The 15420-nt window shown below is 57.6% G+C and carries 16 protein-coding genes; 14 read left to right on the forward strand and 2 right to left on the reverse strand.

Annotation, left to right across the window (positions count from 1 at the left end; genetic code table 11):
* Window positions 1-156: 156 nt before the first annotated feature.
* Genes fabA through ACR0AM_RS10150 form a run of 4 tightly spaced genes read left to right on the forward strand, consistent with a single transcriptional unit; the run spans window position 157 to window position 2962 of the window.
* On the forward strand, window positions 157-666 hold the full coding sequence (fabA, locus tag ACR0AM_RS10135; protein ID WP_209598228.1) for a bifunctional 3-hydroxydecanoyl-ACP dehydratase/trans-2-decenoyl-ACP isomerase: 510 nt from the start codon (window positions 157-159) through the stop codon (window positions 664-666).
* 31 nt (window positions 667-697) lie between these two features.
* Window positions 698-1927: a beta-ketoacyl-ACP synthase I gene (fabB, locus tag ACR0AM_RS10140; protein WP_480473798.1), complete on the forward strand. Its 1230-nt coding sequence runs from the start codon at window positions 698-700 to the stop codon at window positions 1925-1927.
* 5 nt (window positions 1928-1932) lie between these two features.
* Window positions 1933-2724 carry an enoyl-ACP reductase FabI gene (locus ACR0AM_RS10145; protein ID WP_480473799.1) on the forward strand — a complete coding sequence of 264 codons (792 nt, stop codon included), beginning with the start codon at window positions 1933-1935 and terminating at the stop codon, window positions 2722-2724.
* Between the two features lie 58 nt (window positions 2725-2782).
* Entirely contained in the window at window positions 2783-2962 is a 180-nt protein-coding gene (locus ACR0AM_RS10150; RefSeq protein WP_480473800.1) for a hypothetical protein, read from the forward strand.
* Window positions 2963-2995: 33 nt separating this feature from the next.
* Here ACR0AM_RS10150 and ACR0AM_RS10155 read toward each other — a convergent pair whose 3' ends face one another.
* Window positions 2996-3424 carry an FKBP-type peptidyl-prolyl cis-trans isomerase gene (locus ACR0AM_RS10155; RefSeq protein WP_209505363.1) on the reverse strand — a complete coding sequence of 143 codons (429 nt, stop codon included), beginning with the start codon at window positions 3422-3424 and terminating at the stop codon, window positions 2996-2998.
* 125 nt (window positions 3425-3549) lie between these two features.
* Here ACR0AM_RS10155 and ACR0AM_RS10160 point away from each other — a divergent pair, with 125 nt between their 5' ends.
* The 9 genes from ACR0AM_RS10160 (at window position 3550) to ACR0AM_RS10200 (ending at window position 11731) form a co-directional block, all read left to right on the forward strand.
* On the forward strand, window positions 3550-4236 hold the full coding sequence (locus ACR0AM_RS10160) for a haloacid dehalogenase type II (protein WP_480518718.1): 687 nt from the start codon (window positions 3550-3552) through the stop codon (window positions 4234-4236).
* Entirely contained in the window at window positions 4236-5066 is an 831-nt protein-coding gene (locus tag ACR0AM_RS10165) for an alpha/beta fold hydrolase (RefSeq protein WP_480622810.1), read from the forward strand. The genes ACR0AM_RS10160 and ACR0AM_RS10165 overlap by 1 nt, the downstream gene beginning before the upstream one ends.
* Window positions 5063-6037, forward strand: coding sequence for a threonine ammonia-lyase (locus ACR0AM_RS10170; RefSeq protein WP_480622811.1), 975 nt, complete (start codon window positions 5063-5065; stop codon window positions 6035-6037). Before ACR0AM_RS10165 ends, ACR0AM_RS10170 begins: the two co-directional genes overlap by 4 nt.
* Window positions 6038-6097: 60 nt before the next feature.
* Complete coding sequence (pcaD, locus tag ACR0AM_RS10175; RefSeq protein WP_480622812.1) at window positions 6098-6886, forward strand: 3-oxoadipate enol-lactonase; 789 nt, start codon at window positions 6098-6100, stop codon at window positions 6884-6886.
* A gap of 12 nt (window positions 6887-6898) precedes the next feature.
* The gene (locus tag ACR0AM_RS10180) at window positions 6899-7615 is read left to right on the forward strand and encodes an alpha/beta fold hydrolase (RefSeq protein WP_480473805.1); all 717 of its coding nucleotides are present in this window, start codon (window positions 6899-6901) and stop codon (window positions 7613-7615) included.
* Window positions 7616-7701: 86 nt separating this feature from the next.
* Window positions 7702-8901 (forward strand): TCR/Tet family MFS transporter, encoded by a 1200-nt coding sequence (locus ACR0AM_RS10185; RefSeq protein ID WP_480518707.1) that lies wholly within the window; start codon window positions 7702-7704, stop codon window positions 8899-8901.
* A gap of 82 nt (window positions 8902-8983) precedes the next feature.
* The gene (locus ACR0AM_RS10190; RefSeq protein WP_480622813.1) at window positions 8984-10078 is read left to right on the forward strand and encodes a Zn-dependent alcohol dehydrogenase; all 1095 of its coding nucleotides are present in this window, start codon (window positions 8984-8986) and stop codon (window positions 10076-10078) included.
* Between the two features lie 21 nt (window positions 10079-10099).
* Window positions 10100-11332, forward strand: coding sequence for a mandelate racemase/muconate lactonizing enzyme family protein (locus tag ACR0AM_RS10195; protein WP_480622814.1), 1233 nt, complete (start codon window positions 10100-10102; stop codon window positions 11330-11332).
* 111 nt (window positions 11333-11443) lie between these two features.
* Window positions 11444-11731, forward strand: coding sequence for an ArsR/SmtB family transcription factor (locus ACR0AM_RS10200; protein WP_480473809.1), 288 nt, complete (start codon window positions 11444-11446; stop codon window positions 11729-11731).
* 6 nt (window positions 11732-11737) lie between these two features.
* Here the strand turns inward: ACR0AM_RS10200 and ACR0AM_RS10205 are convergent, their stop codons facing one another.
* Window positions 11738-14734 (reverse strand): cyclic nucleotide-binding domain-containing protein, encoded by a 2997-nt coding sequence (locus ACR0AM_RS10205; protein WP_480622847.1) that lies wholly within the window; start codon window positions 14732-14734, stop codon window positions 11738-11740.
* Between the two features lie 244 nt (window positions 14735-14978).
* Between ACR0AM_RS10205 and ACR0AM_RS10210 the strand changes: the two genes are divergently transcribed.
* Complete coding sequence (locus ACR0AM_RS10210) at window positions 14979-15341, forward strand: DUF3307 domain-containing protein (RefSeq protein WP_480622848.1); 363 nt, start codon at window positions 14979-14981, stop codon at window positions 15339-15341.
* The last annotated feature ends 79 nt before the right edge of the window (window positions 15342-15420 follow it).

The following is a 15420-nucleotide window of genomic DNA, read 5'->3' on the forward strand; positions in this document are numbered from 1 at the left end:
ATAGGAGCGCATGGTTGGCAATTTCAAATGAAATTCATTCGCAAAGAACGCGGTATACACAACATGATGTGGCCGCTGCTCTTGCAGGACCTTGCAAACGGGTGCTAGACGAGGCCAGATATTACGAACGGACCCACGGCAGGAGAGGCGGCAAGAATGGCCCAGTTCCCGAGCAGTTTTGACAAAGACGATCTGCTGAAATGCGCCCGCGGCGAATTATTTGGCCCCGGCAATGCACAATTGCCCGCCCCGCCAATGCTGATGATGGACCGGATCACCGACATCTCGGATGATGGTGGCCTGCACGGCAAAGGCCATGTGCTGGCCGAGTTCGATATCACCCCTGACCTTTGGTTCTTTGACTGCCATTTTCCAGGCAACCCAATTATGCCGGGTTGCCTGGGCCTTGATGGTCTATGGCAGCTGACCGGTTTCAACCTGGGTTGGCGTGGATGGCAAGGGCGCGGCATGGCCGTTGGCGTGGGCGAAGTGAAACTGACCGGTATGGTTCGTCCGGACCGCAAGATGCTAACGTATAAAATCGATTTCAAAAAAGCGATTCAGACACGTCGCCTGACCATGGGTGTGGCAGATGGAATCGTCGAAGCCGATGGCGAGATGATCTATGATGTCAAAGATATGAAGGTCGTTCTGTCCGAGGCCTGAGCCTGACCGACCCGAAACAAGGAGTGCGCACATGCGTCGAGTAGTCGTTACCGGTCTGGGGGTAGTGTCTTCGATCGGGAATAATGCCCAAGAGGTTCTGGCCTCGCTCAAAGCAGGTAAATCCGGGATCGAAGCCAGCGAACAGATGGCGGAACATGGGTTTCGCAGTCAGATCGCGGGAACGCTCAAGATTGACGTGGCTGAACACGTGGACAAACGCACCCTGCGCTTCATGGGTCCGGGCGCGGCTTACGCTCATATCGCCATGTCTCAAGCCATTGCAGATTCCGGTCTGACCGAGGACCAGGTAGTCAACCCGCGCACAGGTTTGGTGGCCGGGTCCGGCGGCCCGTCGACAAGCGCGATGCTGACCGCTCATCAGACGGTTCTGAGCACCGGTGCAACCAAGCGGATAGGGCCGTTCGCCGTGCCAAAATGTATGTGCTCGACAATCTCGGCAAACCTGGCGACCGCGTTCAAGATCAAGGGTATCAACTATTCGATCACCTCGGCCTGCTCGACCTCGCTGCATTGCATCGGCAACGCGGCCGAACAGATCATGCTGGGCAAACAGGACGTCATGTTTGCTGGCGGCGGCGAAGAACTGGACTGGACGCTTTCGTGTCTGTTCGATGCGATGGGCGCGATGTCGTCGAAATACAATGACACGCCCGAGAAAGCCTCGCGCGCGTTTGACGAAAACCGTGATGGGTTTGTGATTTCCGGTGGCGGCGGCATCCTCGTTCTGGAAGAGTTGGAGCACGCTCTGGCCCGCGGTGCAAAGATATATGCCGAAGTCACCGGCTATGCTGCCACCTCGGATGGCCACGATATGGTGGCCCCTTCAGGTGAAGGCGGCGAGCGCGCGATGCGGCTGGCGCTGGAAACACTGCCCGAAGGTCGCAAGGTCGGCTATATTAATGCACATGGGACCTCGACCCCCGTCGGTGACGTTGGCGAAGTAGAGGCTGTGCGCCGCATCTTCGGTGAAAGCAATGTGCCACCGATCTCCTCGACCAAATCAATGACTGGCCACGCGCAAGGCGCGGCAGGAGCGCTTGAGGCGATCTTCTGCCTACTCATGCTGGACAATGATTTCATTACGCCGTCGATCAATGTCGACACACTCGCCCAAGGCATCTTGCCCGGTGAAATTGCAACTGAAGTGGTTGAAAACGCAGGACTGGACAGTGTCATGACCAACAGCTTCGGCTTTGGCGGCACTAACGGGTCCATGATTCTGTCTAAGTATAACGGGTGAAAGTGATGTCGGATCTTCTCAAAGGTAAACGCGGCCTGATCATGGGCGTGGCCAATGACCGCTCAATCGCGTGGGGCATTGCCAAGGCCATGCACGAGGCAGGCGCAGAACTGGCCTTCACCTATCAGGGCGAAGCGTTCGGCAAGCGGTTGGAACCTCTCGCTCAAAGCTTGGGCAGTGATTTCATGGTGGATGCCGATGTGACCGACGACGAGTCACTGGATCGCGCCTTTGGTGAGCTGGCTCAGCGTTGGCCCACCATCGACTTTGTTGTTCATGCCATTGCGTATTCGGATAAGTCCGAGCTGACAGGCCGGTTTCTGAATACCACGCGGGCGAACTTCAAACACTCGATGGACGTGTCGGCCTATTCTTTCATCGAGGTGGCGCGCCGCGCCTATCCGATGATGAAGGACAAAGGGGGTTCGCTGCTGACGCTGACCTATCAGGGATCAAACCGGGTTGTACCGAACTACAACGTCATGGGTGTTGCCAAGGCTGCGCTGGAATCGGCGACCCGTTATCTGGCCAATGACCTTGGCCCGGATGGTATCCGCGTGAACGCAATCTCACCTGGGCCGATGAAAACCCTTGCCGGTGCGGCCATTGGCGGAGCGCGCAGGACATACAAGTTCTGTGATCAGAATGCGCCGATGCGTTCGAATGCCACACTGGAAGCTGTTGGCGGGACCGCAGTTTACCTGACATCTGATGCGGGTGCCTGCACGTCTGGTGAAATCATCCGCGTTGACGGTGGTTTCCACGTTCTGGGCATGCCACAACCCGATTTCATGTGACCATATCTTTCCCTGCCGCCGCCAAGATTTCACCATCTTTGGGCGGCAGGACTTCGATATGAGCAAGCTAGATCAAATCATTGCAAACAACGCACGGTCAGTGCAAAGCCGGAAGAAATCCGGTTTCCTCAGCCAGCGGGCCAGAGTGCTGCTGCTCGCGCTGACTTCATTGCTGCTGGTGTTTGTCTTTTTCACCCAGCCACAGGTACGTGCAGCTGTTGAATCTTTGATCGGCTGAAGTCCGTGCAGGAGTTCCAACCCGAACTAAGTCTCAATTGATCGAGACGACTTCAATCTCAAACACCAGATCCTGTCCGGCCAACGGATGATTCCCATCCAGGGTTACAGTCGCTTCGTTGGCGTCCACAACTGTCACTGGTACGGCCTGACCGTCCGGTGTCTGCATCTGCAGTTGAGTGCCCGGATCCAGCGGAATATCCTCGGGAATACCCTCACGGGGGATTTCCTGACGCATCGCAGGATTGATCGGGCCGTAGGCGTCGGTACAGGCAATCTCGACCCGTTTCTTGTCACCTGCGGACAAACCGGGCATGGCACTGTCCAGACCGGGAATAATCTGACCCGATCCAACCACGAACTCCAACGGATCGCGCCCATCCGAGCTGTCAAAGACTTTGCCATCCAGCAATGTCCCTGTGTAATGGATGCGAACCGTGTCGCCTTGCTTGATTTCGGTCATAGTGGCCTCCGGCCGTTTTAGGGGTTAAGCGGCCAACCCTAGAGATTGACACAAAGTTGTAAACCCTTGGCCCTTCCCCCCCATTCCGTGTTGTGCCAACCTGCGCGCAATCAAAGGAGGGTTATATGGCAGTCACGACCTGCGTGTTCGACGCCTACGGAACACTGTTTGATGTTGCGGCCGCCGCCCGGCAGGCGGCAAGCGAACCTGGATTCGAAGCACTGAAAGACAAATGGCCCGAGGTCGCGGGACATTGGCGCCTGAAGCAATTGCAATACACATGGCTGCGTGCAGTGGCTGATGCGCATGCGGACTTCTGGGATGTCACGCAGGACGGGCTGGACTGGGCGCTGGAAGCTGCAGGCCTGCAGGGCAACCCTGAACTGCGCCAACGCCTGCTGGATCTTTATTGGGAGTTGCAGGCCTATCCCGAAGTTCCTGCCATGTTGAAAACCCTCAAGGATGGCGGGATGCAGACTGCCATCCTGTCCAACGGATCACCGCCCATGCTGGACGGTGCTGTTCAGTCCGCCGGGATCGGCGATGTGCTGGATGACGTGCTGTCGGTCGAAAGCGTTGGGGTCTTCAAGCCCCATTCCCGTGTCTATGATCTGGTTCAGAACAGGTTTGACTGCGCCCGCGACGAAGTCTTGTTCGTCAGTTCAAACGGTTGGGATGCCGCAGGGGCCAGCGGTTATGGTTTTGTCACCGCCTGGGTCAATCGGATCGGGGAACCAATGGACCGGCTGCCGTGGACGCCAGCGCATGTTCTGTCTGATTTGACCACCATTCCCAAGCTGGCTGGTCTTTGATGTCAGACTTTACGACTTCGGACGGCAAGCGCATCTATTTCGAAGACCATGGATCGGGCACGCCGCTTTTGTGTCTGGCCGGATTGACCAGAAACAGCCGGGATTTTTCGTATTTCGCACCACATGCCACTGAGCTGCGCATGATTGCGATGGATTACAGGGGGCGCGGCCGCTCAGACTACGACCCCGATTTCATGAACTACAACATCTTTCGTGAATCCCATGACGCGATTGAACTGCTGGATTTTCTGGGCATCGAAAAAGCGGTCATTCTGGGCACCTCGCGGGGCGGGCTGATTGCCATGGCACTGGCAGCAAGCCACCCCGAACGCTTGGCCGGTTTGATTCTGAACGATGTGGGGCCCGTCATAGAGACGTCAGGCATCGCCAAGATCATGGCCTATGTGGGCGCACAACCCACCGCGAAAACCCATGACGAAGCTGCTGCCGCCCTGAAACATGTGATGGAGCCGCAGTTCCCCAGGGTTCCGTTGGAGATCTGGCGCAAACAGGCCGAAATTCAATACGAACAACAAAGGGACGGGCTGGCGCTGCGCTATGATCCGGCCCTGCGCAAGGCGCTTCTGGAACAGGCCGCGAGCGGTGCTATACCCGACTATTGGTTGTTTTTTGAAGCGCTGCGCAATATTCCATGCGGCGCGATCAGGGGCGCAAACTCGGACGTTTTGAGCGCAGAAACACTGGCTGAGATGCACCGGCGGCATCCCGGTCTGATCTCGGCCGAAGTACCGGATCGTGGGCATGTTCCGTTCTTGAATGAGCCTCAATCTCTGGATGTCATCAAAAAGGTATTGAAGAACGCTGCATGAGCACAATTGAAATGATCGAAGCCGCGGCCAAACGGCTTAAAGGACATGTTCGCGAGACACCAATTCTTTCGTCGCCATTTCTTGACGCGATCGCCGGGCGCCGGATTTGGGTCAAGCCGGAATGCCTGCAACATACGGGCAGTTTCAAGTTTCGGGGAGCTTGGTCTGCCATATCCGCGCTGGATGAAGACACACGCCAGCGCGGCGTGATTGCATATTCTTCGGGCAATCACGCACAAGGCGTTGCGATGGCGGCGGCGAAACACGGTATTGCTTCGGTCATTGTCATGCCGTCGGACGCGCCACACCTGAAAATCGAAAACACCCGCGCGCTTGGAGGTGAGGTCGTTCTTTTCGACCGTGCAAACGAAAGCCGTGAAGAGATCGGGGAGACCATCGCAGCCGAACGCGGGCTGACTCTGATCCGGCCATATGACGAACCTCAGGTGATTGCCGGGCAAGGTACCACCGGCTTGGAAATCGCCAGACAGGCCGCGGAACTTGGGTTATCTCAGGCGGATGTTCTGGTCTGTTGCGGCGGTGGCGGCCTCACCTCTGGCATTGCACTGGCATTGGAAAAACACGCCCCCGACCTAAGGGCACGCCCGTGCGAACCGGAAGGGTTCGATGACGTCAAACGATCACTGGCGACGGGACGGATTCAGAACAACAACGCGGCATCAGGCAATATTTGCGATGCCATCCTGACACCGCAACCCGGCGACATCACCTTTCCCATCCTAAACCGTCTTTGCGGGCCCGGTATTTCGGTGACCGAAGAAGAGGCCTTGCGGGCCATGGCACTTGCTTTCCTGCGCCTCAAGATCGTGCTGGAGCCCGGCGGCGCAGTCGCATTGGCCTCGGCCCTGTTCCGGGGCGACGAGATTGAGGGCGACGACGTGATCGTGGTCACATCGGGTGGTAACGTCGATCCGGATGTTTTTTCCAGGGCGTTGGAATTCCTGACCTGACAGGCATCCCAAACCTGTGCAAGTTGCACCTGGAACGCCGGGGCTGCAAGGACCTGAGTCATGATGATCGCTGATCTGGGCGACGTGAAACTGAACTACCGTGTCGATGGTGCGGCGGACGGCGCGCCACTGGTTTTTGCCAACTCATTGGGAACAAACCTGCACATATGGGACGCCGTGTTACTGCACCTGCCCAAAGGGTTGCGTATCATCCGGTATGACAAACGCGGGCATGGGCAATCCTCGGTTCCACCGGCACCTTATTCTATGGGCGCCCTGATCCGCGATGCCGAGTCGCTGCTGGATCACCTGAAGGTTCGCGACTGCGTTTTTGTCGGCCTGTCCATTGGCGGGATGATCGCACAGGGGCTGGCCGTCAAACGTATGGATCAGATACGTGCGCAGGTTCTGTCGAACACCGCTACCAAAATCGCCACACCCGCAGTCTGGCAGGATCGGATAGACGCTGTGCGTCGCGGCGGGATTGAAGCGGTGGCAGACGCCACGATGGAACGCTGGTTTTCCCGTGATTTCCGCGCAGCGCAAAACCACCTGCCATGGCGCGACATGATGATCAGCCAACCGCTTGACGGATATCTGGGCTGTTGCGCTGCCGTCGCCGGGACCGACTTCTATACACCCACAAGCGGCCTGCGCCTTCCCACACTTGGCATCGCCGGAAGCGAGGACGGCTCGACCCCGCCCGATCTGGTGCGCGAAACTGTCGACCTGATCCCCGGATCGCGGTTCGAACTGATCCGCAGAGCTGGCCATTTGCCCTGCGTCGAGAAACCCGCAGAATACGCAGCAATCCTGACCCGGTTTCTGACCGATATCGGGCATATCTGAAGGAGAACAGCGATGGCGTCTTTCCTGTTGGTCCACGGCTCCTGCCACGGAGCCTGGTGCTGGCGCGACCTGATCCCCGCGCTGGAAGCTTTGGGACATTCGGCCCGGGCCATCGACTTGCCCAGCCATGGTGCAGATCCAACGCCGGTGTCCGAGGTGACGCTGGAAAATTGCCGCGATGCCGTTCTGAACGCCTGCACGCCCGATACGATTGTCGTGGGTCACTCGTGGGGCGGGTATCCGATCAGCGCCGCCGCCGAAGCTCGACCGGACGCCATGCGCGCCCTGATCTTTCTGTGCGCCTACGTGCCTCACGATGGCCTTTCGCTGGCAGAAATGCGCAGACGCGGCCCGCAGCAGACAATTGCCCACGCGATTGACAAATCGTCTGACGGGCTGTCTTACACCGTGTCGGTAGATGCCATCCCAAAGCTGTTCTACCACGATTGCCCGGACGATATCCTGCCTTACGCCTATGCGCGCCTGTGCCCACAGGCCATTCGCCCCCAGGAAACACCACTGCCGGTCGGCACGAATTTCAACGAAGTGCCCAAGGCCTATATCCGCACCACAGATGACCGAACGATCCCCGCGGAATATCAGGCGGACATGTGCGCGTTTATCCCGAAGGACCTGCGGCTAACCATCGACAGTTCGCATTCTCCGTTTTTCTCGCATCCACAGGAACTGGCCGGATTGCTGAGCGAATTGGCAAGCAAATTTGAGTGATGCGGCGGACTGCACGCAAAACTCTGTCTTCCCACATTCGGTGACTGTGCCTAGGGTGCCACGAACAGATCACCCGCCCGAGTTCCATGCGCCTGCCATCACTCTTCATCCTCAGCATCGTCATGATCGACGCAATGGGCATTGGTCTGGTTATGCCGATCATGCCGCAACTGATTGTTGATGTGCAGGGCAGTTCGCTTGCCAATGCAGCGATCTGGGGCGGAGTGCTGAGTACCGCTTTTGCGGCGATGCAATTTATCTTTGGCCCAATCCTTGGAAACCTGTCCGACGCCTATGGCCGCAGAACTGTGCTGCTGCTGTCGCTGTTCGTCATGGCGCTTGATTATATGGTTATGGCAGTGGCGGGCAGTATCTGGCTGTTGCTGGCCGGTCGTATTGTCGGCGGTATTACTGCAGCCACGCATTCCACCGCCGCCGCGTTCATGGCGGATATTTCCGATCCCAAGGACAAGGCCGCAAACTTTGGCCTGTTAGGGGCGGCCTTTGGCGTCGGATTTGTGCTCGGACCAGTGATCGGCGGGTTGCTCAGCGAATATGGAACCCGTGCCCCGTTTTGGGCTGCGGCAGGTCTGGTGGCACTGATCTTTGCCATCGGCTGCTTCGTGATGCCTGAAACCGTGACCGACAAGACCCGGCGCGCCTTCAACCTGCGCCGCGCCAACCCGGTGAATTCGCTGCGCGCCATTGCTGCACTGCCCGGTATCCGACCTATGCTGTGGGTCTACTTTCTGTATTCGGTCTCAATCTACGTCTACCCCGCTATCTGGTCCTTTTTCACCACCGAGCGGTTCGGATGGTCCCCTCAGATGATCGGCCTGTCACTGGGCGTCTATGGGATCGGCATGGCCGTTGTGCAGGGCGGTCTGATCCGCCCCGCAATCCGATTGTGCGGCGAAAGGGGTGCCATCATCTACGGGATGGGTTTTGAAATTCTTAGTTTCGCAATTCTGGCCTTTCTGACCAACGGGTTCATTGCGCTTTTGTTCATCCCAATCACCGCAATCGGGGCAATCACCACACCAGCACTTCAGGCAATGATGTCCAAAGCGACACCAGATTCGCAGCAAGGGGAGTTGCAGGGCGTCCTCGCCGCGCTCCACGCGCTTTCGATGGTAATCTCGCCCCTGGTCATGACCAGCGTATTTGCGCAATTCATTCGCCCCGACACACCGCTGTACCTGCCGGGTGCTCCTTTCCTGCTGGCACTGGCGCTGATGCTGGCCGGGTTCGTTTTGTTTCGCCGGTCCCCGCCTGTCGTGGCTTAACAACGACACTCACATGGCGGTTTCCGCCTTGCGATCAACGCTTTCCCACGCCACCGTGGGGCCAACGGGAATGAGGGAAAACATGCAAACAATCAAAGCCGCAGTCTGCCGGGCATTCGGCGAACCCCTGGTTATCGAAGAGGTTCAGCTGACGCCCCCCGGCACGGGCGAAGTCGAAGTGACGCTGGATGCAGTGGCCATCTGCCATTCAGATATATCCTATGCCGAAGGTGCCTGGGGAGGGTTCCTGCCCGCCGTTTACGGACACGAAGCCGCAGGTGTGATCTCCGCAGTTGGAGAGGCCGCCGGGGACTTCAGGATTGGCGAACCTGTAGTTGTGACGCTGATCCGCGCGTGCGGGTCCTGCCCCACCTGTGCCGGAGGGCACCCGACAAATTGCGAAACACCGTACGACACCGTCAAAGGCCCGCTAAAAACGGCTGACGGCGATCCGCTGGAACAGGCCATGGCCTGCGGCGCGTTTGCCGAAAAAGTTGTGGTGAGCCATCGGCAGATCGTCAGGATACCCGAAAGCCTGCCCAAAGACCTGGCCAGCCTTCTGTCTTGCGGGGTGATCACCGGGGTCGGCGCTGCCGTCAACGCCGCCAATTTGCGCCCGGGTCAGGATGTCGTTGTTATCGGTGCGGGTGGTGTTGGCCTGAACGCCATTCAGGGCGCACGGATCGCGGGTGCACGGCGGATCGTGGCCGTGGACATGACTGAAGAAAAGCTGGAAATCGCGAAGGAGTTCGGCGCGACCCATGGCGTGCTGGCCAGCCTGAAAGAACCCTGGAAGGCAGCGTTCAAAGCCCTTGGCGGACGCGGTGCCGATGCGGTTCTGATTACGGTCGGCGCAATCGCCGCCTATGATCAGGCCCCGCGTTATCTTGGCCGCGGCGGTAAGGCCATCATGATCGGAATGCCGCATTCGGGCGGCATGGCCAGCTATGAACCGGTTGTTCTGGCAGCCCTCGGCCAGGGTGTTGTCGGCTCGAAAATGGGTGATGTGGTTATTCAGCGGGACATCCCCTGGATGATCGACCTCTACGAGCAGGGTCGGTTGAAGCTGGACGAGCTGATCTCGGGCCGCTGGTCGCTGGATCAGATCAACGAGGCCATTGCCGATACCAAAACCGGATCTGCCAAGCGCAACGTGATCCTGTTCGACAGAACCTGATCCCCGCTCGGAGGAACTGAGATGAAACTGCAGGATCTAGACATCATCGTCACCGCCCCACCCGCTCCGGGTTGGGGGGGGCGATACTGGATATTGGTCAAACTGACGACAGACACCGGCATAACCGGTTGGGGCGAATGCTATGCCTCGTCCGTCGGACCTGAGGCGATGCGCCACGTCATCCGGGATGTGTTCGAACGGCACATGCTGGGCGAGAACCCCGAAAACATCGAGCTTATGTTCCGCCGTGCCTATTCCAGCGGCTTCACGCAGCGCCCCGACCTGACGGTGATGGGCGCATTCTCGGGGTTGGAGATCGCCTGTTGGGATATTCTGGGCAAGGATCGCGACCGCCCGGTTTACGCCCTGTTGGGCGGCAAGGTGAACGAGCGAATTCGCTCCTACACTTACCTCTACCCTTTGCCGCATCACAATCTGACCGACTTCTGGACCTCTCCCGAACAAGCGGGTGAAACAGCCGCTGAAATGGTGCGACGCGGCTATACCGCTGTAAAATTCGACCCGGCGGGCCCTTATACAATCCGTGGCGGCCACATGCCCGCGATGAGTGACATTTCCATGTCCGTCGCCTTTTGTAAGGCAATTCGCGAAGCCGTAGGGGACAAGGCCGACCTGCTGTTTGGCACACACGGGCAGTTCAACACGGCCGGTGCCATTAGGCTGGGGCAGGCGCTGGAACCATATCAGCCCCTATGGTTCGAAGAACCCACGCCACCTGATATGATCGAAGACATGGCCCGTGTCGCCCACAACGTCCGTATCCCCATCGCCACCGGAGAGCGCATGACAACCAAGGCCGAGTTTGGAGCCGTTCTGCGCGCCGGGGCTGCGGAAATCCTACAACCGGCGCTGGGGCGAGCCGGAGGAATCTGGGAGATGAAGAAAGTCGCCGCTATAGCAGAGATATTCAATGCTCAGATGGCGCCACATCTTTATGCAGGACCGGTCGAATGGGCCGCCAATATCCACCTGGCCGCGTCGATCCCGAACCTGCTGTTGCTGGAAACCATTGAAACACCGTTCCACAACCAGCTGATCAAAGGTTCCATTCAGATAGAGGACGGCTTCGTGATCGCTCCGACAGCGCCGGGACTTGGGATCGATGTCGACGAAGACCTGGCCCGCGCGCACCCGTATGAAGGTCGCGGCTTGCACTTGCAGATGCAGGAAGAGCCCTGCGATTACGTTAATGGCAATGCTTTTCAGGGCGGTGCCCCTGCAACCGAGGGGTGACAACGCAGACGGGTTTGAGGCATATTGACCCAAGATTAACGGCACAACGGTCAAAACGTGACACTCCTAGAAACCGAACCTCAGGCACACACCTCGGACACACCATCAGAAATGAAAGAAAATGCAGCCCGCGCGGCTGCATTTCTCAAGACACTGGCGCATGAAGGGCGCCTGATGATCCTGTGCCACCTTGGGAATGGCGAGAAATCGGTAGGCCAGCTTGAGGATTTGCTGCAATTACGACAAGCCGCCGTCAGCCAAATGTTGGCCCGTCTGCGGGAGGAAGGATTTGTCACCACCCGAAGAGATGGCAAAACGATCTATTATTCGCTAAGCGATGGAAATGCAGCGCAGATGATCGGTCTGCTGTACGAGCTGTTTTGCGAGCCTGCCAGCTGATCACGCCTAATTGGACACGTAACCGGCGATCACCTGCATCAGCTTGAACGCGGTTGCCGCATCGTTTTCCACAACGGCCAGGAATTCTTCCTCACCGATCCTAAGGCAGGATAGTTGTGTTTCGGCCACCATGCTCAGCGCGCGTGGTTCTTTGCGGATCAGACCAAGTTCACCCACCAATGCGCCCGGCCCCACGGTGGTGATCAACTGATCGGGTCCATCTTCCTGTGGCAGGTACAGGCCTGCCTCTCCCTCCAGCACTACATAAGCGCCATCGGTGGGCTGATCATCTTTCAGGAACACCACCTGCCCAGGCTTGGCATCGAACCATTGCGCCCCAAAAGCCAGAAGGCGCAATTGCCTCCGGTCCAGACCCGAAAACAAGGGGGTCTGCTCCAGCGCGCGCAGTTTCCGCGCCAGGTCTGCTGAAGATGCGCTGTCTTTTCCCACGTCTACCGGTCCTCCATCCGAGACGACACGACCTTGCCGGATTTCCACGAACATGTCGAATACGTCCGGGTTTTCGAACTGGTCATTGAGGTAGAACACCGTGGCATCCGGCAGCAACTCGCGCAGCTTCTTGTAAACCGATACCTGCGTTTTCATGTCGTAACTGGCCAATGCCTGCTCCAGGATCAGGATATCTGGCTTCTTGATTGTCGCGCGGGTAAACGCCAGCGGTTCGGCAAAAACCGCCGGAAGGCTCTGCCCACCCAAAGCAACCGGAATGTCATAAATCAGCTCGACCACCAAAGGACGCGCGCCGTTCTCCTCCAACACGTCGACTATGACCTTGCGAGCCTCATCCGATCGCGCGCCGCCTATCTGGCTGACCTTGCCGAACAACGCGTTTTCCATGACCGTCAATCCAGGCGCGAAATCTTCCGGATCCAGCGGAACAAATGCGTCCTTGAGGCTTTCCAACAGCTTATCCGAATGACTCTGCCTCAGTTCCAGAATGCGGTCTTTCAGCTCATCCGTGAAAGCCGGGCCAATCTGCTCAGCCGAGACGACGAAAGGCACGGCCAACATACTGGCCAGCTGTTCGTCATCCAGCCCTGATGTTCCCTCTTTGCGGGTCTGTTCAACCAGCTCCACAGCTGCCTCATAAGTCTTTGCATCAAGACCCAGCTTGCGGAACAACGGATGGTCGGTTCCGTCGAACCCGAAGATCTGTCGCAGCATCTCGATCACGTCACGGGTCAGGGCGATCAGCGTCTCATCCAGCCCCAGCTCTCGCAACTGCATGAGGAAAACCTTCTGCCGGGCAAGCAACGCCTGCGTCACCGGCACGCGGGGCGTCGCAAAAAGCAGGTTCTCGGCAACAGGCAGCGCCGGGTTGTAAGCATTCCGGTCGAATATCAGCGCCTGCTGCTCAAGACCCGCGTCATGGACCGCCCGCCGAACAAGCGGGCGCAGCTCGACCAGTTTCCTTGCCAGTTCGCAGTGTTCGGTCGCAACAAAGCTTTGTTCGGCACCGCGCCGAAACAAGGCTGCACCGGACCCCATTCCATCAATCAGCTGCAACCACCAGTCGCGCAACGCCGTCGCGTCTTCAAACCCGGCCAGCGCCGGGTCAAGCCATTCCACCCTGAACGGATCCATGCTGTTTCCAGCCCGCAAAGTCTCGGCAAAATCAGGGTCGTCTGAGGATTCAGCCAAGGGTTTGAATCGCATCGGCATCATCACGTTGTCACCCAACGTTCCCTGAAACATGACCGGGCGGGACGTTGCGTACCCGATACGCGCGGCCACAACGCCCTGATGCAGATCTGCCAGGTTCAGATCCCCAACCTGAACCGTGCCGGCAGCGGGCAAAATCTCGCGGGTCAGCAGCTCACCCATGGCGCGCCGATCCTCTTCGCTGGGTGCGGCGATACCAATCGTCTTGCCACCGGGAAAAGTAAGATTCAGATCATCCAGCACCTGATTTCCGTCCATGTCGCGAACTGAAACGTGATTCAACACGATATCGCCGCTCAGGTGGGGGCGCTCTGCTGGTTCGCCCTCGAACAGCACTTCATCCTTCAATCCGGCCGGATCGAAACGGTCAACGACGATTTCCCAGCGCAACGACATGTCCTGGGTTTGGTTGTAATAGGTCAACAGCTCTTTCCAGGGTGAGCTCAGATCCTTGTACGCCGCCAGCGCCGCAACCAATGCCCCCAGCGAAACCGAACCCTGCAACACCAGAAGGCCACCAATCAGGTAGAACATGAATGGTGTCAGCTGCGAGATGAAGTTGTTTATGAACTTCATAAAAAACTTCTTCTGGTAAATCTCAAAGCGGATCGTGAAAAGCCGCCCCAATTGATCGGAAACCATAGCCCGGCGATAGCGCCAACCGCCATTGCTGCGTAGGGTTGACGCCCCTGCCGCGTTTTCGCCGATCTGGGCAGCCAACGCCCGTACTTCCTGAATGCGTTTCTTGTTCAACAGGTTGATCTGACGTTGTAATTTGGGGATTAACCAGGCCTGTACCGGGATCAGGGCGACAGCGGCCAGCCCGAACCAAAAGCTTTGCAAGAACAGGAAAGAAAGTATGGTGATCATTTGACCGGCTTGCAGAACCGGCTGGCTGATCGCATCGCCCATCAGCCCCCCCATTGGTTCGCTTTCAGCCGTGATCATCGAGACCATTTCGCCCTGGCTGACCCGTTCGAAATAAGGTTGCGGAAAAAGAAGCGCGCGGCTGACCAGCTGATACCGAAACCGTCGCAGCATGCGTTCGCTCAGCACACCCTTCATGGTGTTGATGCGCATTTTCATCAGCCCGTGCGCCAGCACTGCAGCCAAGAAAGCAAAACACAAAATAACCAGGAAATTCGTCTGTGAAAGCGTATAACCCCAGACATCCACTTCGGCCGTTGTCGAACCGATTGCGTCGTTGATGATACGCTTGGGCAACTCCAGCGTAAGATAGAGCAACGGAAATAACGTCGCCGTCACAGCCAGCAGGATCAGCTGATCACGTTTGGAGTATTTCCAGATAAAGCGGAAAATCGTGCGTTCTATGGAACCTGCCCCTACTGCTGGCCGATAACACGGCCCGGACGCCGTGCGCCCAAATTCAACAGTTTGAATTTACTGCCATACTGACACGTTATGCAAATTTTTTCCCTCCTGAGAATTTTCTTTATCTTATGTGAACTAGTTCATTTACGCATGGCCGTGTTATTGCCTAAAGTCAGTTTTGAATGATATCGGGAGGGTTCTTTTGACTGCCAGTATTGGCGCAGTGCTACTTATGCTTTGCCTTTTACAGATTAAGCATATGTTCGCTGACTACTACCTCCAGACACCGAAGATGCTCTCTGGCAGAGGCGAGTATTTTCACGTGGGACGCGCGCAGCACGCAGCAGTTCATGTTGCGGGCTCTTTCATCGTGTTTGCCGCTTTCGGCGCTCCGCTTTTGTTTATCCTGATTGTCGAATTGCTTGAATGGGTTATTCACTTCAATATCGATTTCGTGAAAGCCAGCTATTCAGACAAGAAACAACTTGAGCCCACGCAGGCCGCATTCTGGCGTGCGGCTGGGCTGGATCAGTGCCTGCACAACCTGACCTATGTGGCGATGGTCTGGGCCTGGGTCACCTTCGCGGCAACGTAACTAACATCAGGGTATACTGTCCGTTTCGCAGCCTGGAAGCTATGCGCCGACCCTTCGATCGGTCATAGCGAGGTAAGCT

The organism is Ruegeria sp. AD9 (assembly GCF_056542305.1).